17 protein-coding genes and 1 pseudogene are annotated in these 21,244 nt (G+C 47.2%); 11 read left to right on the top strand and 7 right to left on the bottom strand.

What is annotated here, in order from left to right:
• Window positions 1–1,242: tetratricopeptide repeat protein (locus SFV55_RS06175; RefSeq protein WP_320028602.1), on the bottom strand; the 1,242-nt coding region annotated here is incomplete at its 3' end.
• Here SFV55_RS06175 and SFV55_RS06170 point away from each other — a divergent pair.
• The 4 genes and pseudogenes from SFV55_RS06170 (at window position 1,241) to SFV55_RS06160 (ending at window position 4,224) form a co-directional block, all read left to right on the top strand.
• Complete coding sequence (locus SFV55_RS06170; protein ID WP_320028601.1) at window positions 1,241–1,477, top strand: hypothetical protein; 237 nt, start codon at window positions 1,241–1,243, stop codon at window positions 1,475–1,477. The genes SFV55_RS06175 and SFV55_RS06170 overlap by 2 nt on opposite strands.
• Window positions 1,449–1,928, top strand: a pseudogene (locus SFV55_RS30165) (AbfB domain-containing protein); the annotation flags it as partial. The gene SFV55_RS06170 and the pseudogene SFV55_RS30165, both read left to right, overlap by 29 nt.
• Before the next feature lie 84 nt (window positions 1,929–2,012).
• Complete coding sequence (locus SFV55_RS06165) at window positions 2,013–2,972, top strand: hypothetical protein (protein WP_320028600.1); 960 nt, start codon at window positions 2,013–2,015, stop codon at window positions 2,970–2,972.
• A gap of 67 nt (window positions 2,973–3,039) precedes the next feature.
• Window positions 3,040–4,224, top strand: a complete 1,185-nt coding sequence (locus SFV55_RS06160; RefSeq protein ID WP_320028599.1) for a thioredoxin family protein — start codon at window positions 3,040–3,042, stop codon at window positions 4,222–4,224.
• Window positions 4,225–4,289: 65 nt separating this feature from the next.
• Here the strand turns inward: SFV55_RS06160 and SFV55_RS06155 are convergent, their stop codons facing one another.
• Window positions 4,290–5,129 (bottom strand): maleylpyruvate isomerase N-terminal domain-containing protein, encoded by an 840-nt coding sequence (locus SFV55_RS06155; protein WP_320028598.1) that lies wholly within the window; start codon window positions 5,127–5,129, stop codon window positions 4,290–4,292.
• 103 nt (window positions 5,130–5,232) lie between these two features.
• On the opposite strand from SFV55_RS06155, the gene SFV55_RS06150 reads away from it, so the two are divergent.
• Window positions 5,233–6,339, top strand: a complete 1,107-nt coding sequence (locus SFV55_RS06150) for a DUF2911 domain-containing protein (protein ID WP_320028597.1) — start codon at window positions 5,233–5,235, stop codon at window positions 6,337–6,339.
• 117 nt (window positions 6,340–6,456) lie between these two features.
• Here the strand turns inward: SFV55_RS06150 and SFV55_RS06145 are convergent, their stop codons facing one another.
• The 3 genes from SFV55_RS06145 to SFV55_RS06135 form a co-directional block, all read right to left on the bottom strand.
• Window positions 6,457–8,877 (bottom strand): ABC transporter permease, encoded by a 2,421-nt coding sequence (locus SFV55_RS06145; RefSeq protein WP_320028596.1) that lies wholly within the window; start codon window positions 8,875–8,877, stop codon window positions 6,457–6,459.
• A 19-nt stretch (window positions 8,878–8,896) separates the two neighbouring features.
• Entirely contained in the window at window positions 8,897–9,616 is a 720-nt protein-coding gene (locus tag SFV55_RS06140; RefSeq protein ID WP_320028595.1) for a hypothetical protein, read from the bottom strand.
• A gap of 82 nt (window positions 9,617–9,698) precedes the next feature.
• Window positions 9,699–12,158 carry an ABC transporter permease gene (locus SFV55_RS06135; RefSeq protein WP_320028594.1) on the bottom strand — a complete coding sequence of 820 codons (2,460 nt, stop codon included), beginning with the start codon at window positions 12,156–12,158 and terminating at the stop codon, window positions 9,699–9,701.
• 286 nt (window positions 12,159–12,444) lie between these two features.
• Here SFV55_RS06135 and SFV55_RS06130 point away from each other — a divergent pair, with 286 nt between their 5' ends.
• The 5 genes from SFV55_RS06130 (at window position 12,445) to SFV55_RS06110 (ending at window position 17,843) form a co-directional block, all read left to right on the top strand.
• On the top strand, window positions 12,445–13,302 hold the full coding sequence (locus tag SFV55_RS06130) for an alpha/beta hydrolase (RefSeq protein WP_320028593.1): 858 nt from the start codon (window positions 12,445–12,447) through the stop codon (window positions 13,300–13,302).
• Window positions 13,303–13,358: 56 nt separating this feature from the next.
• Window positions 13,359–13,772, top strand: coding sequence for a DUF1761 domain-containing protein (locus tag SFV55_RS06125; protein ID WP_320028592.1), 414 nt, complete (start codon window positions 13,359–13,361; stop codon window positions 13,770–13,772).
• A 114-nt stretch (window positions 13,773–13,886) separates the two neighbouring features.
• Complete coding sequence (locus SFV55_RS06120; protein WP_320028591.1) at window positions 13,887–15,011, top strand: hypothetical protein; 1,125 nt, start codon at window positions 13,887–13,889, stop codon at window positions 15,009–15,011.
• Between the two features lie 227 nt (window positions 15,012–15,238).
• The gene (locus SFV55_RS06115; protein WP_320028590.1) at window positions 15,239–17,197 is read left to right on the top strand and encodes a sensor histidine kinase; all 1,959 of its coding nucleotides are present in this window, start codon (window positions 15,239–15,241) and stop codon (window positions 17,195–17,197) included.
• A gap of 22 nt (window positions 17,198–17,219) precedes the next feature.
• Window positions 17,220–17,843, top strand: a complete 624-nt coding sequence (locus SFV55_RS06110; RefSeq protein WP_320028589.1) for a response regulator transcription factor — start codon at window positions 17,220–17,222, stop codon at window positions 17,841–17,843.
• A 387-nt stretch (window positions 17,844–18,230) separates the two neighbouring features.
• Here SFV55_RS06110 and SFV55_RS06105 read toward each other — a convergent pair whose 3' ends face one another.
• Window positions 18,231–18,614: a hypothetical protein gene (locus SFV55_RS06105; protein ID WP_320028588.1), complete on the bottom strand. Its 384-nt coding sequence runs from the start codon at window positions 18,612–18,614 to the stop codon at window positions 18,231–18,233.
• A gap of 376 nt (window positions 18,615–18,990) precedes the next feature.
• Window positions 18,991–19,974: a virulence protein RhuM/Fic/DOC family protein gene (locus SFV55_RS06100; protein WP_320028587.1), complete on the bottom strand. Its 984-nt coding sequence runs from the start codon at window positions 19,972–19,974 to the stop codon at window positions 18,991–18,993.
• A 355-nt stretch (window positions 19,975–20,329) separates the two neighbouring features.
• Here SFV55_RS06100 and SFV55_RS06095 point away from each other — a divergent pair.
• A partial coding sequence (locus SFV55_RS06095; RefSeq protein ID WP_320028586.1) for an IS110 family transposase occupies window positions 20,330–21,244 on the top strand: 915 nt, incomplete at its 3' end.

Here is a 21,244-nt window from a genome sequence, read left to right as displayed (position 1 = left end):
GAAATGCTGGTTGAGTGCTAAGGCTTTTTGGTAATAATGTAAGCCCTGGGGAAATTTTTCCAAAGCTTTCCAGGCCATGGCCATACCGGCGTATACGGTTGACAAAGTGGTAGAGTCTTTGAGTTTTGCATTCAGCAGAGCGGCTTCCTGATACAATTGCAACGCTTTTTGGGGTTGAGCCTGCTCAATCGCTACCTGCCCCATCCGGCTGTAATTGCTCATCATGCCGAGGGTGTCAGGCAAAGTCCGATTGATGGCCAATGCTTTTTTGAAGTAGCTGTCTGCCACTGCCCAATCTTTCATGCGGTAAAACAAGGATCCTAACTCCTGCAAAGTAGGCGCCAGATAGTACAGGGATTTGTCTTTTTCATAAATACCAATCGCGCGTTGGTAGTTTTCGATGGCCCGGTCAAAGGTTCCGATTGCGATATCATTCGCAGCCATTTCTTCAAGGGCCCAGGCTTCATTGCCGCGCAAATCGTACTTCTTCGAAAGCGCAAATGCTTCTTTCAGTAGGCGTAATGCTTCTTGATGGTCTCCTTTTTCGCAAAACTCTCTCGATAAATAAATCAATACCTGTGATTTATTCACCTCCCCACCGTCGGCATCCATGTAGCTGGGGCGTCCCAGCGCTGGATCGATAAAAGGATGGGTCTTTAGGCGATTGAAATAATAAAGTGCTTTTTGAAAATGATCAATGGCTTTAGTCGATTTACCCATTCGGGAGTAAGCAGTGGCCATCACTTTGTGAATGTTGCCGATGTGTTTGTCTGGTACACTTTTGTCGGTTTTCTTCAGGGCTTTGTGTAGTATTTCTAGGCCTGTTTTGTAGTCGTTTCGTCCATAAATGTATTGTTCTGCCACATGATAGGCAGCAAAGGCTTCCACCGATTTGGAAGGAATAGACCGTGCAATTTTTAGCGCCTCCCCTGGGTAGTCAATGGTTGTAGCCCGAACACCTAAAACCTCTACCTGTTCCATGAACAGCATCGCCATGGCTAGGCCAGCTTTATCATTTTGTTTTTTTGCCAATTGCATGGCTTGTTTCACATAAACACTAGCCTTGGCCTGTCCATTCACAAACATATTGGCTCTGGTCAAAGCCAGGAGGATGTCAATTTTTTGAACCGGATCAACGGTGGTGGGTAAAATTTTTTGGAGGCTGTCGATCAGGAATTGTTGGCAATGGATTGAATAACAACACAAAAAGAAAAAGAAAAAAACTAATTTAACTTTCTTCATGATTCAATTGGCGTTTGGGCAAGACAATGATTTAAGGAGTATCAAAGATACGGCTAAAACCGGAATTCAAGCCACCAATCATTCCCGCTCAATACCAAAAAATACTCCATTCATTACACCCGCAGCACCGCTCACCTCCAATCATGCGCCCCGCAGCTGTGATGATCCGAAATTTGAGGAAAATTCACCATTAAAACTTTATCTACATGAAACTCAAGAGTCATTTTTTGTTTGATCGGGAAAATTTTTTCACCCGGTTCTACACCATAAGGTATTCGGTATCAACTTTGATACTTTGTTGTTTGGGCATTTTCTCACAAGCGCAATCAGTTGTTTCTTTTCAATCGCTTCAATATCCTGGCCTTTACATCCGACATTCTAATTACAATGCATACATTCAGCCTATCAAATCAGCGTTGGATCAAAAAGATGCATCTTTTAAAATAGTTCGGGGGCTTTCGACGGATTGTGCGGATTGCATTTCATTTGAATCTGTCAACCTCCCAGGACAATTTCTACGGCATCAAAATTATCGTATCGTACTGGGATCCATTGCTAATGATTTGAACAAGAAAGATGCTTCATTTCGGCAAAGGACCAATTCCACCTCGTCTGCCGTTGCTTTCGAGTCATTCAACTTTCTCGGGCATTACATAAGACCAAGAAATAATGAATTATTCATCACTCAAGTGGCAGATTATGCCAGGGACAATGAAGTTTTTTTTGTTCAAAATAGTAGCGTTAACGTAACCCCTCCCGGAACAGGCAATGTGACAGCAAACCTTCCGCCAGATGCCGACATGTGCTGGACGGAATCAAGAACCAGAGGAGCGGGTACATTCCCTAACATCTGTGGGCCAAATGAAGATTTAGACGCAGGGCTTTGCTATCCCAAATGCCAGGCTGGTTATGTAGGCGTAGGGCCGGTATGCTGGAAATCTTGTCCTCCGGGATACCGTGACGATGGTGCATTTTGTGCCAAACCAGCCGCTTATGGCCGGGGCGGAGGATACCCTTGGAAATTTGGGGATGGCCTCAATCTGGATGCAGCAAAAGCACGCTGTGAAAAAGACAACCGTCAAGGCTGTGAAAAATACGGCGAAATCATGTATCCAAAATGCAGTGAGGGCTTTAGCCCAGCAGGCTGCTGTATTTGTAGCCCGGTATGCCCTGGTGGATTTATAGACATTGGGGTGTCTTGTACAAAGCCAAGTTATGGCAGGGGTGCAGGCACTGTACCCAAAAACTGCCCCTCTGGGAAAGTAAATCAAGCTGGCCTCTGTTATGTCCCATGTCCTGCTGGATTTAATGGTGTAGGCCCCGTGTGCTGGGCCAACCAGTGCCCCAATGTTTTCCCTATCAAGTGTGCTGCCGGTTGTGCGCGCACTACTAATGCTTGCATCAAGGCCGTAGTGAGCCAGGTGACGACTCCCCTTGAAATGGTCGTGAATATTACTGGCATTGCCTTGTCGGGTGGCGGTTCTGCCGTGGCCAAATCCGCAGCAGTAACCAGTGCCAAAACCATTGCCAAAGCAAGCATCAAGAGCCAAATGATCCGTAAAGCAAAGGAAATGGGCAAGGAGTTGCTCGAATCCGCTGCTGAAAATGCTGCTTCTACATTTTACGAAGCGCAATTGACCGGCGAATTCAGTTGGGAAGATCTTGACCCAACTGGCGTAGCCAATGTTGTGAAAGCGTTCAACAAACCGCTGTGTAAAGACTTTAAATAATCTTCACCATCCATCGATGGGCTGAGCAATCTCGGGTTGCTCAGCCCTTTTCTAAAATCCATCCAGTATGAAAAGGTCATTTTTTGCGCTGTTGAGCTTTTTAATTCTCCACGCTGGTTTCGCACAAGGCATCCAATTTGAGTCAGCTGAAAATAGCTGGTCAACCATTCTGGATAAAGCCCAAAGTGAAAACAAACTGATATTTGTAGTAGCCTATTCCTTATCCTGCCACAATTGTGAGGATATGCAAAAAAAGATATATCCTGCCGAGCAGGCGGGAGCAACCTACAACGGCAAATACATCAATGTTCAGTTGGACATGGACAAGGCCGAGGCCAATGATTTCGCTATTAAATACGGCATTATGGCCTATCCAAGTTATCTGTTTATAGATGGAAAAGGCGAGCTATTGCATCGTGCGATGGGGACGATGACCATGGAACAATTTGTAGCGATGGGCGTAAACAGTACCGATACAGCGCACCAGTTTTTTCCATTGAAAAACCGATTTTTCCAAGGCGACCGATCTCCGGAATTGCTCAAAAGGCTGACCCTAATGGCCAAGGATTTGACCGACTACGACCTGCTGGGGAGTGTATACGAGGCTTATTTTTCTACCCAGGAAAACTGGCTCAGCAAGGAGAATATGGAAATCCTGCTGATGGGCTTGAAATCTCCCGAGCAAAGTACCTTTTCCTTCTTGCTGAAACACAAAAAGGACTTCAGCGAAGCTTTCAGCGAGGCCAAAATATTCAACCTGATTGACGAGGTGGTAATGAACAGCATGAGCCTTTATTCCTATAATTATGACCAACGGGATTTTGATCTCACGCTGGCCAAAGCATACGGAATCAAATATTTGCCCGAGGACTTATTTGATCAATACTGGCTTTTGTTTACGATTAATCATAACATGATGAAAAAAAATACCCCGGAGCTTCTGGTCAATGCAACTCGATATTTTGACCAGTATCCTTGCTTTAGCGGCCACCTATACAACAATGTCGCTCTCGCTTTTTACGAAGAAACGAAAGACACAGTGTATTTGGAAAAAGCAGTTTCCTGGGTATTAAAGGCCATTGCGTTAAAAGACATGTTTCAATACAATGATACTGCTGCTGCCCTCTATTTTAAATTGGGCAACAAAGAACAAGCCAAGACGTATGCATTAAAGGCGATTGAAAAAGCAAACGAAACTGGACAGGACGCCTCGGAGACCAAGGCCTTGCTGAAAAAAATAGAGAATTTGTAGTGACCAGTATGACTCCTGTTTCTGCGTTACCCATGGTGTTCCCCGGTTTTTTCAACTGGGGAATCCTATGCCATCACCGCCAACATATCCAGCACCACTGCTCCCAGTTTTTGATCCCCTTCAATCTCCACCCTTTTCGCAGCCTCCGCCTTGGCAATCCCTTTGGTCAACATACGCCAGGCGATACTTCCCTCAATGCCCACCGAAGCAATAGGTGTTTGATCCAAGGTTTTGCTCAAAACCCAAGCATTTTCGCCTCGCTGCAAGTACCATTGCGCGTTTGGAATTCCTTTCACCTCAAAAAGAATCACCGTCCCTGGCTCAGCCATCACATTCCGGTAATGATGCGGCAAAGCCTGCATCGAAGTATCCAGGTATGGGAAATACAATTCAGTAGCATACAGCACTTCTTCCTGCCCCATGGCCAGGCGCATCTGTTGCTGGTGGTGCCATTTTTCGGTGTACTCGCGGGCGATGTGGAACCAATTTTGGGAATTTTCCTCACCCGCCCAGGCAACCGAAAAGATGGCCGGAGTGTACGGGTTGAGTGTCTTGAGATAAGTATTGTATTGGGAACCAGTGAGCTCCAATAATTCAATCAACACAGTTGGACTCACCCTTTTGAAGGCCTTGACCCAATCGGCATTCAGGCGGTTGAGGTAGGCCACCAGATCGCCATAAGACTCGATGGGGTTCGGTTTTTCCCCAAAGTACCCATCGCGAGACATCGATAGGGTGCGCAGGTTACCGTCCAGCAAATGAGCGGCAATGTCTTTGATCGTCCAGAGTGGTACGATGGTTTGTTTTTCCCAGTCGGCAGGGGAGAGGTTGCGCAAAAAATCCAATAAAAGCTCGTCCAATTTGGGGAATAGATGCAAGGTCAGGATGGGTAGCTCAGGCGGCATAACTTCAACTTTTAAACGCAATTTTAAGCAGTACAAAATCGATAGGCAAATGATTCCAAAAACAGGTAATTTTCCATTTCAATTTACTCACTCAACTCATTTTATGAAACAATTACTCATTTTCGCAATGACATTACTGCTGGGCAACGTCGTTGCTTATGCTCAATTGGACCTTCCACCCGTTGCCGGGAATCCTCGCGCCATGATCAGTGAAGAGGTGGGCATCACTAGCATCACGATCACTTATGCCCGCCCCGACGTCAACAAACGGGAAGGAAAAATTTGGGGGACTTTGGTACCACTTGGCTTCACCAATTTCAGCTTTTTGACCAATGCTCCTACCGCACCCTGGCGGGCTGGTGCCAATGACAACACCACCATTACCTTTGAACACGATGTAAAAGTGGAAGGCAAAGACATCAAGGCTGGAAAATACGGCTTTCATGTGGCCTACAATCCCGATAGTACCATTTTGATTTTCAACAAAGTCAACAATGCCTGGGGTAGTTTTTATTACGAACAAAAAGACGATGTTTTGCGTGTAAAGGTTAAGCCACAGCCGCTGGAAAAACCTGTGGAATACCTCAAGTTTGAATTCATCAGCCACAGCGCCAACGCCTGTACCATTGCCCTGATGTGGGACAATCTTTCCTTACCATTCCGGGTAAATGTGAATACTGAAGACATCGTTATCGCAACAATTCGCGATCAATTGAAGGGCAACATAGGTTTTAACCCTCAAATCGTTCTACAGGCGGCTCAGTACTGCTTCTCCGTCAATAAAAACCTGGAAGAAGCCTACGGCTGGAGCAAAAGGGCGATCACCGGATTTGGCGGTCAAAAAACCTTCCCCACCATGAGCAACTGGGTCAATGCGGCCGTGAGAACCAATCGTTTGAAAGAAGCGGACTCCCTGATGACGGAAGTGGTAGCCTTGGGCAATGCGCAGCAGTTGGCTACGTTTGGTCGCAGCTTGATCACCCTGAAGCAGGCAGATCTTGCACTGAAATTGATGCTGGACAACCAGAAAAAGCACGGGGACAATTTTGTGGTGAATAGTGGTTTGATGCGGGCTTATAGCGCAAAAGGCAATTATGCCAAAGCCATCGAATTCGCGGACAAGGCCATCGCTCAGGCACCGAACGAGCAACAAAAGAAGGCGACGGAAGACCTGAAAACCCAGTTGAAGGGGAATAAGGACATCAATTAAGCCATAGGCGCAAACTTCTGAGGTGATTCTGAGGTGCCTTTGGTTTCTTAGGTGGTGAAATAAAGTCTTTTTTTCACCACCTAAGAAACCAAAGGCACTTAAGAATCACTTTAGAACTTATTCATTCCGCATCGACTTCACCGGATTCGCCATTGCCGCCCGGACACTCTGCCAACCCACCGTCAGCCCAGCAATCAGCACAACCCCCAGGATCGGCAACACAAAAAACCACCAGCCCACCTGGATGCGGAAAACATAACTCTTCAACCACTGCTGCATCAGTACATAAGCCAGGGGCAAAGCCACCACCCCGGCAATCAAAATCAGGCGGAAGTACTCGCTCGTCACCAAACTTACAATTTGCCCAATATTGGCCCCCAAAACCTTGCGAATGCTGATTTCTTTGGCCCGTTTGGTCAAAATGAAGGCCGATAGTCCCAGCAAGCCCAGGCAAGCTACCACAATAGCCAACAGGGTAAAACACCAGAGGATGGCGTTGAACTGTCGATCAACCTTGTATTGCTGGTCATAAAATTCATCCAGGAAAACGTATTGGAATGGGTTGCCCGGAAAATAGGATTTCCAGGTACTCTCCACCTTCGCCAAGGTTTGCTGCATGTTGGAGGTATTCACTTTCATGGAATAATACTGCCAGAAATTGGAGGTGGCGTAAAAAACGATGGGATCATAATCGTTGCGGAGCGATTCCTGATGATAGTCCTTCAACACACCTACTACCGTTAGGTCACCCTCGGAATAAGTCACCTTTTGTCCAATCGCTGCTTCAGGTGTTTCAAACCCGATGATGCGGGCAGCGGTTTCGTTCAGGATGATGTTTTGTTGGGCAGCATCAGAAGCAAAGTTTTCCCTAAACTGCCGTCCGGCGATGATTTTTAGTCCATAGTTGTCCAAAAAATGCTCGTCTACCCCCAGGGTGCGGCAACGTTTTTCATTGCGGGTATTCTTCCGCCAAAAGGTGGTGGAATTGCCTACTTCTTTGCCGGGGATATCCGTGGAGGCACTGGTGTTGAGGATATCCGGATAACGTTCCAATTCCTGCAAATAAGATTTTACCTTCAGCAAGCCCAAACTATCACGGGGCATGGTTTCCTCCACCACCAGGGTTTGTTCAATGTTGACCCCCAAATCCAGGTTTTGCATGTAGCGCATTTGCTGGAATAAACCCATGATGACCGCCACCAAAATAATGGCTGCCGAAAACTGTCCTACCACCAAAATTTTGCGCAAAAGATTGTTGCCAATCTTGCCCGTTTCGGTCAGGGCCGCACTTTTTAAGGTTTGAATGGGCCGAAAGCCCGACATCACAAAGGCGGGGTAAAAACCTGCCAACAGTGACCCCGCTACAAAAATACCCGCCAGAGTAGCCCAAAAGCCCCAGTTTTGTAAACCAAGCCCAGGGATTTTTTTGCCCACCAACTCACTGAAATAAGGAAGTGATAGTTGAAAAATAAACAAGCCCAATACGATTGCCACCATATTGACCAGCAAAGCCTCTACCAAAAACTGTCGGATCAGTTGCTGACGAATGGCTCCAACCACCTTGCGAATTCCAATTTCTTTGGAGCGATCCAAAGCCCGGGCGGTAGCAAGGTTGACATAATTGATCCAGGCGATGACCAAAATCAGGAAGCCCGCAATGGCCAAAAAGCCCAGGTATTTGAAATTGCCATTGCCCTGCAATTCGTAGTCGTAGTGCGATTTGAGGTGAATTTCCTTCAGGGGTTGCAACAGGAACTGCATGGTGTAGCTGGTGGCTTTCATGTCTTCACCTTTGTAGCGCTCGGCGAAGGAGGGCATTTTGGCGCGCAAGGTATTGACGTCGGCTCCAGGCTTCAGCATTACGTAGGTGTAATAATCCGACCAGCCCCAGTTGTCGCGAATGCGCCCACCTTGGGATTCTACCAATTGGATGTATTTGTCGAAATTGAATAGGATGCCAAAGCGGATATGGGAATTTTCGGGCAAGTCTTTCAATACCGCTTTGACTACATAATCCTCCTCTCGGTATCGGATGGTTCGGCCTAGGGCTTCGCCACCTCCGAAATATTTTTGCGCGATGCTCTCCGTCAAAACCACGTCGTTCAGCTCCTTGAGCGCAACGCTGGCATTTCCTTTGGCAAAAGGAAAGGAAAAAATGTCAAACACCGAGCGATCCACAAAAAAGAGCAGGCCAGGTTCCAAATAGACCTGCTCCCCAACCTTAATGGGCCCACCCTGGCCTCGCCAGCGCACTGCGGTTTCTATTTCCGGAAAGTCCTTCATCATGGAGGTAGCTACGGGGGGATAGGTGAAAGCAAAGGTTTGGGTAGCGCCACCTTTTTCTGTGATCTCCATAGGCACCCGGTAAATGCGCTCAGCATTCACATGGAAGGTATCGTAACTTTTTTCAAAATTCAGGTAATTGAGAATCACCAGGGAGGCGGCCATCCCGAGGGACAAACCCATGATGTTCACAACGGAGAAAGCGCGTTGTTTGCGCAGATTGCGGAGGGCGATTTGGAAATAATTCTTCCACATGGTATGCTGTTTTAGGGTGTTATTTCTTGACCAAATGCAATTCAAATTTTCCATTTAAACCTGCAGCCGTTTTTTCCAGCTGCACGAGTGGGTGTTTTCCTTTTTTTGCCCACTCCAGCCAATGCTCATTCATGGCCGGATCATCGGTAAAAACGACTTGGGCAGCGCGAACTGCATATCCTTCAGCATACGCCAAAACATGGATGTGCTGTGGCAATAAGCGCCCTTCGTATTTTTTGGGGTAGTTGGCTGGCCGCACGGTCTGGATCGAAAAGCGACCTTGCTCATCTGTATGTAACCATCCATCCAGTCGCGGGTCTTGCTCCAACATCCTGCCTGTAATGGAATCCAGGGGTGAATAAAAACCTCGGCTATCTGTATGAAAAATGTGCAATTTGGCCCCAGGCACGGCTTGATTTTTTTCATTGAGCAATTGACCTTCCAAGTGTAGTTTTACACCCGGTTCGGTATCCGGACAAAGCGTGGCCGAGGACCATCTTGCATGTTTTTCCAAACTTACCCGCAAGGATTTTCTTTCTTCAGTGCTTAAATCTGTGTACTGTTTAGCCAATAAAAACTGAAGCGCATCGTAAGCCTGGCGACTTCGATCGGACTCCAGTTTTGATTGTAATGCTGTAAAATCTGTAGCCTTTCTTTGCGGCAATTGACAAGAAAGAGGGCTCATGAAAAAGCAAAAAACCACAAATACGGCACAATGGCGGAGTGATGGGTATTCCATAGGCTTTGCATGACTTCAAATTATCTCCCCAATTTTTTTACCACCTAAGAAACCGAAGACACCTAGAATCACCTAAGAAACGCTACTCATTTCGCAGCGAATCCACCGGATTGACAATGGCCGCCCGAATCGCCTGATAACTCAAGGTCAGCAACGCAAAAGCAATCGCCAGTCCTCCCGCCAAGGCAAACATCCACCACTCAATCGCAATGTGAAAAGCAAAGTCATTCAACCATTGTTGCGCAAAATACCAGGCAATGGGTGAGCCCAAAAGGATGGAAATGCCCACCAATATCAGCAGGTCTTTCGACAACAAGGCTACAATATTGGAAATGGAAGCGCCCAAAATTTTGCGCACCCCAATTTCTTTGGTCCGCCGACCGATCATAAAAGACACCAGGCCAAACAAACCAATACAGGAAATAAAAATGGCAATCCCCGTAGCTGCGCTCATGATTTTGGAGCTGCGCTGTTCGTTTTCATAAAATTTGGCAATGTCCTGGTCTACAAAGGTATACTCAAATTTTTCGCCAGGATAAACGGTTTTCCAAATTTGCTCCACCTGCTCCATCGTGGCTTTAAAAGAATCAAGGCCCTTGCCCTGAGTTGCCAATTTGAGGCTCAGTTCACGGCGTTGGTTCAAAGGGCTAATTGCCAGCACCAAAGGACGGATGGGCTCATGCAAAGAACGGCTGTGAAAATCTTTGACCACCCCTACAATCGGGAATTCTTTACCTTCCTCAATGATTCCTTTGCCCAGTGCCTCTTGTGGATGTTTAAAACCCAGTTGTTTCAACGCCGTTTCATTGATCAAGTACTCCCGTGTTGAGTCGGCGGGCAAAAGGTTGCGCCCAGCCAGCAGCGTAATATTGTACAAACGCAGGTATGCGGTATCCGCGCCTTTGACCAAAAACTCGTGGTCTTCCGTTTCTTTTTTGCCTTTGTAGTTAAAAATGCGGGTATTGATTCCCCACGAAGCAGGTGCATCGGCGTGGATCGAAACACTTTTTACCCCAATCAACTGCTGTAGCTGGTCGCGCAAGATGGTTTTTTTCTCCGACTCATATTGGAACGGTGGCCGAAAATGCACCACGGCATCCGCATTGAAGCCCAATTCGGCATTTTGCATGAACTTGATTTGCCGCCCGATGATGATGGTTCCGGCAATCAGGGCCAGGGAAAAGGTGAATTGAAAAATGATCAAACCTTTGCGCAGCCATTCCACCCTGCTGCCCGTACCCTTGCTCGATAATCTGGCCTTCAGCGCCAGGGCTGGTCGGAAACCCGAGAGCACAAAGGCAGGATACAAGCCTGCCAAGAAACTGACCAGCAACACCACAGCGCCAATAAAAGCAAGAACACTGGGCGTAAACAAGTCAAAGGTCAAGCCTTCGGGCAAAAACTCCTGAAAAAAAGCCATCGCTCCTTTGGACAAGGCAATGGAAAACAACATAGCGACAAAAGTAATCACCAGGGTTTCGCCCAAAAACTGGCGGATCAACACACTGCGGGTACCACCCAAAACCTTACGCACACCGACCTCTTTGGAGCGTTGGATGGACTGAGCCGTAGCCAAATTGATAAAATTGATGCAGGCAATCAACAAGAGCAATCCTGCCACCAGTGCCAGGGCATTGAGGGTTTTACGGTTGGCTGGAGCGGCGCTGTCGTTAAAAATCCCGATGGTGGAGTACCGCAAGTCGGCCAGGGCTTGCAGTGGGTATACCAGTTTGAGTTTGGGGTCTTTATCGGGTTGGTATTTTTTGACCAGTTGGGCCAGTTGTTTGCTGAGTCGTGTTGCTTCAACATCTTTGGCCAATTTGACAAAGACCTGGGAAGAACTGGTGGTACTGCCCCATTCTTTCATGCCTTCCAGTCCACCCACGTCGTTTTTTAACCAACTTTGAGGGATGGTGCTGAAAGAAATAAAATCGGTAAATTTCAGATCGGTCTGTTTGGGTAAGTCACTCACAATGCCGGAAACGGTGACCAGCAGTGAATCATTGTAACTGATTTCCTGACCAAGGGCAGCACGAGGTTCAATGTTGCCAAAATAGAATTTTGCCCTGCGCTCAGTTAGCACCACTTTAAAGGGCTCACTCAAAGCCGTTTGGGGTGTTCCTGCTAACCAGTGGTAACTATCGAATACTCGGAAATAATCGGGTTCAGTAGCAATGATGTGGTTTTGTTCTTCAAAAACCTTGCCTTGCTTTTTTTGTGCACCCAGACTTATTTTGAGATTGCTGAAAGTCATAAAATGCCCCACTGCTTCCACTCCGGTACATTCCTTGCGGATGGCATCGGGTATCGGAAAAGCAATGCCGCTGTTGGTGGCGTCAAACAGGCCACTATAAACGGTGTACACGCGGTAAATGCGTTCCTTATCGGGATGAAAGGTATCAAAACTGCGTTGGTGGTGAACCAGCAGAAAAATAACCAAACATGCGCTGATGCCAATGGCCAGTCCCATCACGTTGATGGAGCTATGCAATTTGTACCGCAACAAGTTGCGAAAAGCGATTTTGAAATGGTTTTTCAGCATGGTTATTCCGTTTTTAATGATTCTACGGGATTGACAATGGCCGCTTTAAAAGTCTGATAGCCCACAGTCAGGAGGGCTATCTCTCCCGCCCTCCTAATCCTAAAACAATAGCCAATTTTTGTGCCAAGAAAATAAATTAGCATTAAATCAATTAATTAGATATTTTGAATTCCATTACACTGTCCATCTACGAACACTTTCGTTCGATTTCGTAAAATTTTGATTTAGAATACAAAACGTTTTGTATTTTGTGTATCATTCAGTGCTTGTTTAAACTATAAACTACATGAAAAACTTTTTCCTACTGATCGCAGTGATGGGCACCCATCTTCTATTGGCTCAAGGCAGCAAAGTTTTCGACAACCTTACCGTTCAAAGCAAAATCCTCAATATGGAGCGGAAGTACGCCATCTATCTGCCGCCCGATTATGAAACTTCTTCCCGCAGTTACCCTGTGCTCTACCTCCTCCACGGTGCAGGCGACGACCAAACCGGTTGGGTACAGTTTGGCGAAGTACAAAACATCACCGACAAAGCCATCGCAGCTGGTACCGCTACACCCATGATCATCGTTATGCCCGACGCCAATACCGGACGCCGGGGTTATGCTAATAATGCTACAGGCACCTGGCTTTACGAAGATTTTTTCTTCAAAGAACTCATGCCACATGTAGAAAAAAAATACCGTATCAAGGCGGAAAAACGCTTCCGCGCCATTGCCGGGTTATCGATGGGCGGCGGGGGCACTTATGCCTATGCCCTGCACCATCCTGAGTTGTTTTCTTCCGCTTGCCCTCTAAGTGCAGTAACGGGCCCACTGAATTTGGAAGCAGCCAAAATGCAGGTAAAACGAGCAGATTCTACTGCCACGGATTTGCAAATTGAAACCTATTACAAACAACAAAGCGCCTTGTACATTATTGACAATATGCCGGAAACCCAAAAGAAGGCCGTGCGCTGGTACATCGACTGTGGCGATGACGACTTTTTGTACGAAGGCAATTCCCTGGTGCACATCGCCATGCGCAAAAAGGAAATCCCCCACGAATTTCGCATCCGCAATGGGGGCCACACCTGGACTTATTGGCGGGAATCGCTACCCGATGTACTCGCATTTATCTCCCAGGCCTTCCATCAATATTAATGCACTAGCCCAACTCGTTGAGACATTCCTTTTTCACCTACTAAATAACAACACTTATGAACTCTACCAAACTTTTGTTGGGAACCCTGGCCGGTTTTATCGGCTATTTTATGGGTGGTTTTGTGATGTACACGGTTGTATTTAAAAATGCACTGGCTTCGGCTATGCCCAACATGGCCAATGCACAAACCGAACCCAAGATGGAAGCCCTGATCTTTGGGAATCTGGTTGCTTCGTTTCTGTTGGCCTGGATTTTTGAAAGATGGGCAGGTATTCGTACCCTGGGCTCAGGGGCGATTTACGGGGGGCTCATCGGTTTTTTGATTACCTTAAGTTACGATTCCATGATCAATGGCACGACTAACTTGATGACCTGGGGTGGGGTGTTCCTGGATGCAATCGTTTACGCCATCATCAGTGCCATTGCGGGAGCTTTAATCGGCCTTACGTTGGGCTACAAACGGAAGTAAAGTAGTTTTTTGCCACAAAGGGACGAGGGGTTAAAGTGTAAATTTAGCCCTTTAGCCCTTTGTGGCCCATTGAGATAAATTACTGTTTTTAGATTTGCCTTCAACTCATCCAAAATGCTTAAGATCAAAGGTTTTAGAACCATTTGCACTACACTTTTGTCCCTCAGTTTTTTCGGCCTGATCCTGACCATTGCTCAGGCACAATCCGGCGTAAAAAGGTACCTCTACGTAGCCGAACCGGGCATTCGCAACTACCTGGAATACGGCGGCCACGGCATTCTGGTGTACGACATCGACGACAATTACAAATTGGTCAAACGCATTCCCACTGGTAGCCTGGACGCCAAGGGGCACCCTTCCAACGTCAAAGGGGTTTGTGTAAGCCTGGCTACCCAATGCATCTACGTAAGCACCATCAAGTCGCTGATGTGCATCAGTTTGCAAAGTGAAAAACTGCTGTGGGAAAAGATTTACGAAGCGGGTTGCGACCGCATGGCCATTTCGCCCGATGGATTGACCATTTTTCAACCTTCCTTTGAAAAAGACCAATGGTACGTCCTTGATGCCAAAACCGGGGAAGTGAAAGAACAAATTGTGCTCAAAAGTAAAGCCCACAACACCATTTTTGCCCCCAACGGGAAAGCGGTCTACATGGAAGGACTGGCTTCACCCATTGTAACCGTGGTCAATCCCAAAAATACCAGCAAACAACGCCAGATTGGGCCATTCTCAGCCAGCGTACGGCCATTTACCATCAATGGCAAACAGTCGTTGTTGTACGGCAATGTGAACGAACTCCTGGGATTTGAAATCGCCGACCTAAAAACGGGGAAAATGATCCATCGGGTGGAAGTGCCCGGTTTTGAAAAGGGCTTCATCAAAAGACACGGCTGCCCGAGTCATGGCATTGGACTGACGCCCAACGAAAAAGAACTCTGGGTGGCTGATGGCGCCAACCAGCGCATGCATATTTTTGACAACCAACAGATGCCGCCTCGCTATGTGTCTTCCGTAGCTTTGCGCGACCAGCCAGGCTGGATCACCTTTAGCATGGACGGGCGCCACGCCTGGCCCAGCACGGGTGAAATCATCGACATCTCCAGTAAAGAAATCATCCACCGCCTGGCGGATGAAAAGGGCGAGATCGTACAAAGTGAAAAGGTAGTGGAAATTCATTTTCAAGGGGGAAAGGCGGTGAAAAAAGGGGACCAGTTTGGTTTGGGAAGGGTTGTAAAATAACCCCTAAGTACCAGCCCACAAGCCACTAATCCTGATAATTTTGTGTTCAGAGTTTGGTTAATTTTTTTGGGCGGAAGCGAAAACGAGACCATTTTGCCTGAATGAGGCACGAAAAGCGGAGTTTAGCAGCGCTAAATGAGCATTTTCGGAACGAAATTCAGGCAAAAATGGGCCGTTTGTAGCCCGAACAAAAAACTTAAACAAACTCTAAAACACAAACCTGCGCTATGTGGCGAATCCTGCTCTGTTTTTATTGCTTCATCCAGTTTGATTTGGCCTTTGCTCAAGTCAACTCGAATGCCACGCCAGCAGCGGATCGGGCAGCTCACTTGATCGAGGCAGGCCAGGCTTTTGTGCAAAAGCGCGATTACGTCAATGCCCTGAAAAGTTTTGACCAGGCCAAACCCCTCTTGGAACAACAAAACGATGAATACCGCCTGGGGCGTTTGCTCAAACAAATTGGCGACCTGTACTCCGCCCGCAGCTACTTCCGCCAATCGGCAGAACACTACCGCGATGCCATCACCCTTTTGCGCAAAACCGGGCAAAACGAGCTGGTGGGCGATTGCCTCGAAAGTTTGGCCAACATCAACGTCAATTTTGGTTATTCCACCCAAGCCATCACGAACTACACCCGGGCGCTCGCCGTCAAAGATCGACTGAATGATACCAAAGGCATGCTGCAATGCCATGTGATGTTGTCCAAATTGTATTTTTCGGATAAAAACTACGAGTTGGCCTTGTCCCACAACCGGGAGGCACAAAAACTGGCCGGGAAAGATTGGCTCGCGGAAACCAACACAGCCATTCAGGATGGAGTGATTTTGACCTTTTTGAATAAAATTGGCGAAGCTGAAGCTGCCTTAAAAAAAGCGGAGGCCCTGGTGGCTAAACAAAACAACCCTAGCAGCTCCATCAAACTGCTTTCGGCAATGGCCAATCTTTGTTTGGCGAAAAAAGACAAAGCCTGCGCCAAACTTTATGTAGACTCCGCCAAGGTCCTGCTCCGAGGTTCCCAAAACCCGGAACTAGCCGTTGATGCCTTGAGCCAAATGGCCGAAATCCACAAAAACAATGGAGATTACGCCGCCGCCTTCGACGCCATGCTTTGGATGGATCGTTACAAAGACGTGTTCCGCACCGAAAACATTGAACGCATCAGCGCCGAAATCCGGGAAGCGGTGGGGGCAGCCCTTCAGGAAAAAGAAATTGAATCCCTGAACCTGAGCAATCGACTGAAAGAAAGCCAGTTGAGCCGTGAAAAACAGTCGCGTTTGGCCCTCTTGCGCGAAAGTATCCTGATGGACTCGTCCCTGGTTGCGCAAAAACGGCTCTTTGCGGCGCTCGAAAACCAGTCGCAGCTCCGCGACATCCAGCTCAAGAAAGAAAAAGAACTCAGCCAATCGCTCAGTCGGGAGAATGCCCTGAAGCAAAAACTACTCAACGATGAACGCCGCAACCGCAACTTCCTTTTCCTGGGGCTCAGCGCCATGATCTTGTTGGGGGGCGTCATTTACCTGCAATACCGCAAGCAACACAAAAACAACGCCATCATCCAGAAGCAGTCGGAGGAATTGGCAGTGTTGAACCGCGAGATCCACCATCGGGTCAAAAACAACCTGCAAGTCATTTCCAGTATGCTGGATTTGCAGTCGCAAACGCTGCAGGACAGCAGTGCCAAAGGGGTGATCAAGGAGGCGATTCTGCGGGTGCAGGCGATGGCCTTTATCCACCAAAACCTGTACCGCGACGAGGCAGTGAACAGCGTCAACATGAACGAGTACATCCAGATCCTCTCCGATCACTTGTTCAAAACCTACAACATCAACGCAGATAAAATCCAGTTGCACACCCGGATCGAGCCGCTCCAACTGCATACCGATACAGCCATCCCCCTGGGTATGATCCTGAACGAGTTGATCAGCAATGCTTTGAAATACGCGTTTAAAAACCGGGAACAGGGGCGCATTTGGGTGGTTTTGAAAAAAAACAACCAGGAATTGTTGTTGCAGGTCAAAGACGATGGGGTAGGAATTCCACCCGATTTTGACCCCGAAAACACCAGCTCTTTTGGCTACGAAATCATCCAGGCCATGGCCCAAAAATTGCGGGCCCGCCTGAACATCAACGGCAAGCCGGGAACCGATGTACAATTGCTCATTACCAAGTTCAAAACCACTGCTTAAAAACTTAAACAAGCGCTGAGCCATGACCGCCATCAAAGTCCTGATCGTTGAAGATGAACCCCTGATTGCCCGTAATATTGCAATGTACCTGCGCAACAACAACTTTGAGGTGTCGGCCATCGCCCACGACCCCGAGGAGGCATTGTTTCAGCTGCGCCGCCAGCCGCCGGATTTCGCCATCCTGGACATCAACCTGGAGAGTGAACGCGACGGCATCGAACTGGCTGAACACATCAACAAAAACTTGTTTATTCCCTTTGTTTTCCTCACTTCCTACTCGGATAAGGAGACCCTGGAGCGCGCTAAAAAAACCAGCCCTGCTGGCTTCATCGTCAAACCCTTCAATGAACAAACCCTTTACGCTACCATCGAAATTGCCCTGGCCAATCACGCCACCCAGGCCAATCGGCACGTACCCGAACTGGTTTTGGACAAACTCAACGGACACCTGCTGGCCCCCTTGACTGAGCGGGAGTTCGACGTGTTGCGCCTACTCTACGCGGGCAAAACCAATCAACAAATCGCCGATGACTTGTACATCGCCATGAATACCCTGAAAAAACACATCAACAATGCTTATTTCAAACTGGATGTGAGCAGTAGGACGACGGCGGTGGCGCTGCTGCGGGACCTGATGCTGCGGTAATTACACACATTACGAAGTGCTATTCATCAACTTCTAATAAGCGTAAAGATGATCATCTCTGATACATACTGCGATTTTAATTTAAGAGTAGTTTTTTTACCGCAGAGTTTCACCGAGTACACGCAGAGTTTCACGGAGTTTTTTAGTTTTAAGGAGTTTGCCACCTGCGGTGGCGGGAGTCTGTGCGTTAGGAAAATCTTGCACAAGATCAAGCCAAGGATAATAGGACTTGATAAAAGGTAAGGACCCAAGTTTCAGCAAAGGCGAGCTCCGTGTACTCTCCGCACCGCAGGTGCCCCTAAAAAAAACTCCGTGAAACTCCGCGTCTACTCTGTGAAACTCTGTGGTAAATAAAATGCATAATGAGCGTTAATTATTGAAACTCAATCAATCCTTTTTAAATGTCAAATCCAATCGCCTGCTCTGGCTAGAGGTATCTTCTACATCCAACTGATAGGTGTATTTGCCTTCCTTCAATTCCTCTTCGCCAAAATAATCAATGGGCTGCAGGACATAAAGTTTGTTCCTGATTTTTAACTCAATATAAGCGTAGCGATAAGCCTTTGAATAGGCCTGATAATTGGAGCTTTCTCGCGGCGACAAGGTCCCGTAAAGTTTTTCTTCGGTAATGCTCACTTTGATGTCCTGGAAGGTATACCTGCTGGTGTTTTCTATGCGGATGAGGACGCCTTCAGTGGGGCCTTCGGTTTCTTTTTGGCATCCCAACAAGAGGAATAAAGCCATTAGGAGGATCATGCTGCGCTTATTCATCGGCTTTGGTTTTTATAGGAGGTAAGACGGGGGATTGGGGCCTTGGGGTTGGGGCGATTCAGTTGGGTGGTTGCGTTGTTGGGTTTTATGCACCGCGACGTACAACGACAATAACGATGTTTTCACACTTCGCGCTTGGGCGCCTTCGGCGTAGAGCGACAGGATTGTAAAACGGATGGAACGGACTAAACGGATGAAAACTGATTTTTTTCCGCCTGCGGCGGATAAGGCGAGCCGAAGGCGAGTCAAAATCCGTTCCTGTCCGTTCAATCCGTTCCATCCGTTTTACAATCCTGCCGCTTTTAGCAAAAGAGGCGAAGCCTCAAAAAGCGCGAAGCGCGTAAAACGTCGTGTTTTATTTTATTCAAGTTCCCCATCAATTCCGATAATTGATCAGATTCACCACCAATTTCACCATAATATCCTTTTCACCCGGTTTACTCTCCGCAATCATGATGGTGATGGCCACCAAGGCATTGTCGCCAATGCGTTTGCTGTAGTCTGGCCGAAACAATGCATGGTTTTTATCCAAAAAATAAACGAACAAGCCTGCCGCAATACGTTTGTTCCCGTCTGAGAAGGAATGGTTTTTAACGATAAAATAAAGCAAATTGGCCGCTTTTTCTTCGAGACTAGGGTACAGATCAACCCCATCATAAGTTTGATAGATGTTTTCCAGCGAACTTTTAAAAGACTCGTCTTTTTCATTTCCAAACAATGAGCTACCAGCTTGTATTGTCCGCCATTCCTGAATGAGTCCAATGGCTTCGGAGTAGGTTAACGCGTGGACCTCCGAGTGTTCTGGCGCTTCAATGATCAGCTGCTGATGGTCGTATTTATCGAGGGTTTCAAGTGCATAAGCATAATGTTGAAGCACCTTGATGATTCCAGTGGCTTCAGAAATGGCCAAATCACTACCCGAACTGGCCGAAGCGGCAACATCGATGGTTTTCATTAAGTAAAAATACCGCTGTTCCCAGGAGACTTCAGATGTATTGACTCGGGCTCTTTCGATCAAATGGTGGCGCAATACTTTAGTTGCCCATATCCTGAAATTGGTTCCTCTGGGGGATTTGACCCGGTAACCTACCGAAATGATGACATCCAAATTGTAGTATTCAACCTGGTAGGTTTTTCCATCATCGGCAGTTGTCGCAAAATTTGCGACAACTGCCCCTCGATCCAATTCCCCTTCTTTAAACACATTGAGGATGTGCTTGGAAATGGTTTTGTAATCCCGCTCGAAAAGCTGTCCAATCTGCTTCTGGGACAGCCAAACGGTCTCCTCGTGCAGATTGACATCAATGGTTACTTTACCGTCTACAGTTTGATAGTGGATGACTCCTTGATTTACACTCATGCCATTGGTTTAGTAGGGTATTACTCTTTTCAAAGGTAGCTGAATTTCAGGATTTATACCTTGCGGGGGCAGAATCGATCAGTTCCAACTGAGTCTGGGGACTTAGCGAGCACACTATTCTTATCAAAGCGACAATAGCAACGCGGACTACGCGGATTTTTCCCGCCTTCTGCGTGATTGTAGCAGCCACAAATGACACAAAATCCGCGTAAATCGGCGTCGTCGTACGTTTGTACTATCCAATTAATTGTGTTAATTGGTGATGAAAAGAAGTGGGGAGTGGATAAAACCTGACGCGTCTGAGGGCATTAAAGCCCGTCGCGGATGTTAGGTCCCACTCCCAATCATCACTCAAGTGTCAAAAGACGAATTGGTATCGGCTCATCCTGATAAGAATGCTGGTTCAGGGTGGAGCAAAGCTAAAATCATCAATGAAGTAGCCATGATTAAAAAGTGGCTTATGGAAGTTGGTGTTGCCAATAAGCACTTTGTTTTGGAACATACGGGCAACTACTCTCAGCGCTTAATCCATTGCCTGGATGAGTTAGGAGCGAGCTTTTCAGTGGTCAACCCAGCTCAAAGCAGAGCCATGTCTAAAGTGCTGATGAAAACGAGTAAAACTGATGACCAAGATGCTCAAACGCTATCCCGCCTAGGGCAAAACTTGCTGACTCAACCCTACCAGATGCCTTCAAAAGCCAAGCGGATGCGCAAAGAAGCATTCAATGCCTTGTGTGCTTTGCAAAAGCAAGAACGGCAGCTTCAAAATCAGTTGCATGCTGTGAAGTTTTTGGTTGATCCGAATCCAGCAGTTCTGGAGGCTTTTAATAGTGTTTTGAAAGTGGTTAAAACACAAATAAAACACCTGCAAGCCCAACTCAGGCCAGAGGTAGATCAAGTCCAGGAAAAGCAATTGGTGGAACGCATCAGTTCAATCAAGGGCGTAGGAAAGGCCACGGCTGAAGCAGTTGTTGCCCTCTTTGGGGATCTTAGCGCTTTTGACTCTGCCAAAGCCTTTACCAAATTTATTGGATTGGCACCATCAGAGTTCAGTTCTGGTAAATCAGTGCGAGGGCGATCCTCCATCACCAAGAAGGGAAATGCTAAGATTAGGGCCTTGCTTTTTAACTGTGCTCGTAGTGCTATGAACTACAACACCTTTTGCAAGGCCCTTTATCAAAGAATTATTGCCAAGGGCAAAAATGGGAAAGTGGCTTTGACTGCGGTCATGCATAAACTGGCTCGACAGATTTTTGGTGTTGTAAAATCT

This window comes from Haliscomenobacter sp. (assembly GCF_033763495.1).
GTDB lineage: Bacteria > Bacteroidota > Bacteroidia > Chitinophagales > Saprospiraceae > Haliscomenobacter.
The sequence above is the reverse complement of the archived record's forward strand: the minus strand, read 5'-3'. Positions and strand labels throughout refer to the sequence as shown.

What these genes read in the sequence shown, in the direction of transcription:
- SFV55_RS06140 (WP_320028595.1), bottom strand. Translation starts at nt 9,616, where the DNA reads ATGGAATACCCATCACTCCGCCATTGTGCCGTATTTGTGGTTTTTTGC.
- SFV55_RS06135 (WP_320028594.1), bottom strand. Translation starts at nt 12,158, where the DNA reads ATGCTGAAAAACCATTTCAAAATCGCTTTTCGCAACTTGTTGCGGTAC.
- SFV55_RS06125 (WP_320028592.1), top strand. Translation starts at nt 13,359, where the DNA reads ATGAACTCTACCAAACTTTTGTTGGGAACCCTGGCCGGTTTTATCGGC.
- SFV55_RS06105 (WP_320028588.1), bottom strand. Translation starts at nt 18,614, where the DNA reads ATGAATAAGCGCAGCATGATCCTCCTAATGGCTTTATTCCTCTTGTTG.
- SFV55_RS06145 (WP_320028596.1), bottom strand. Translation starts at nt 8,877, where the DNA reads ATGTGGAAGAATTATTTCCAAATCGCCCTCCGCAATCTGCGCAAACAA.
- SFV55_RS06150 (WP_320028597.1), top strand. Translation starts at nt 5,233, where the DNA reads ATGAAACAATTACTCATTTTCGCAATGACATTACTGCTGGGCAACGTC.
- SFV55_RS06130 (WP_320028593.1), top strand. Translation starts at nt 12,445, where the DNA reads ATGAAAAACTTTTTCCTACTGATCGCAGTGATGGGCACCCATCTTCTA.
- SFV55_RS06160 (WP_320028599.1), top strand. Translation starts at nt 3,040, where the DNA reads ATGAAAAGGTCATTTTTTGCGCTGTTGAGCTTTTTAATTCTCCACGCT.
- SFV55_RS06120 (WP_320028591.1), top strand. Translation starts at nt 13,887, where the DNA reads ATGCTTAAGATCAAAGGTTTTAGAACCATTTGCACTACACTTTTGTCC.
- SFV55_RS06115 (WP_320028590.1), top strand. Translation starts at nt 15,239, where the DNA reads ATGTGGCGAATCCTGCTCTGTTTTTATTGCTTCATCCAGTTTGATTTG.
- SFV55_RS06100 (WP_320028587.1), bottom strand. Translation starts at nt 19,974, where the DNA reads ATGAGTGTAAATCAAGGAGTCATCCACTATCAAACTGTAGACGGTAAA.
- SFV55_RS06110 (WP_320028589.1), top strand. Translation starts at nt 17,220, where the DNA reads ATGACCGCCATCAAAGTCCTGATCGTTGAAGATGAACCCCTGATTGCC.
- SFV55_RS06155 (WP_320028598.1), bottom strand. Translation starts at nt 5,129, where the DNA reads ATGCCGCCTGAGCTACCCATCCTGACCTTGCATCTATTCCCCAAATTG.
- SFV55_RS06170 (WP_320028601.1), top strand. Translation starts at nt 1,241, where the DNA reads ATGATTCAATTGGCGTTTGGGCAAGACAATGATTTAAGGAGTATCAAA.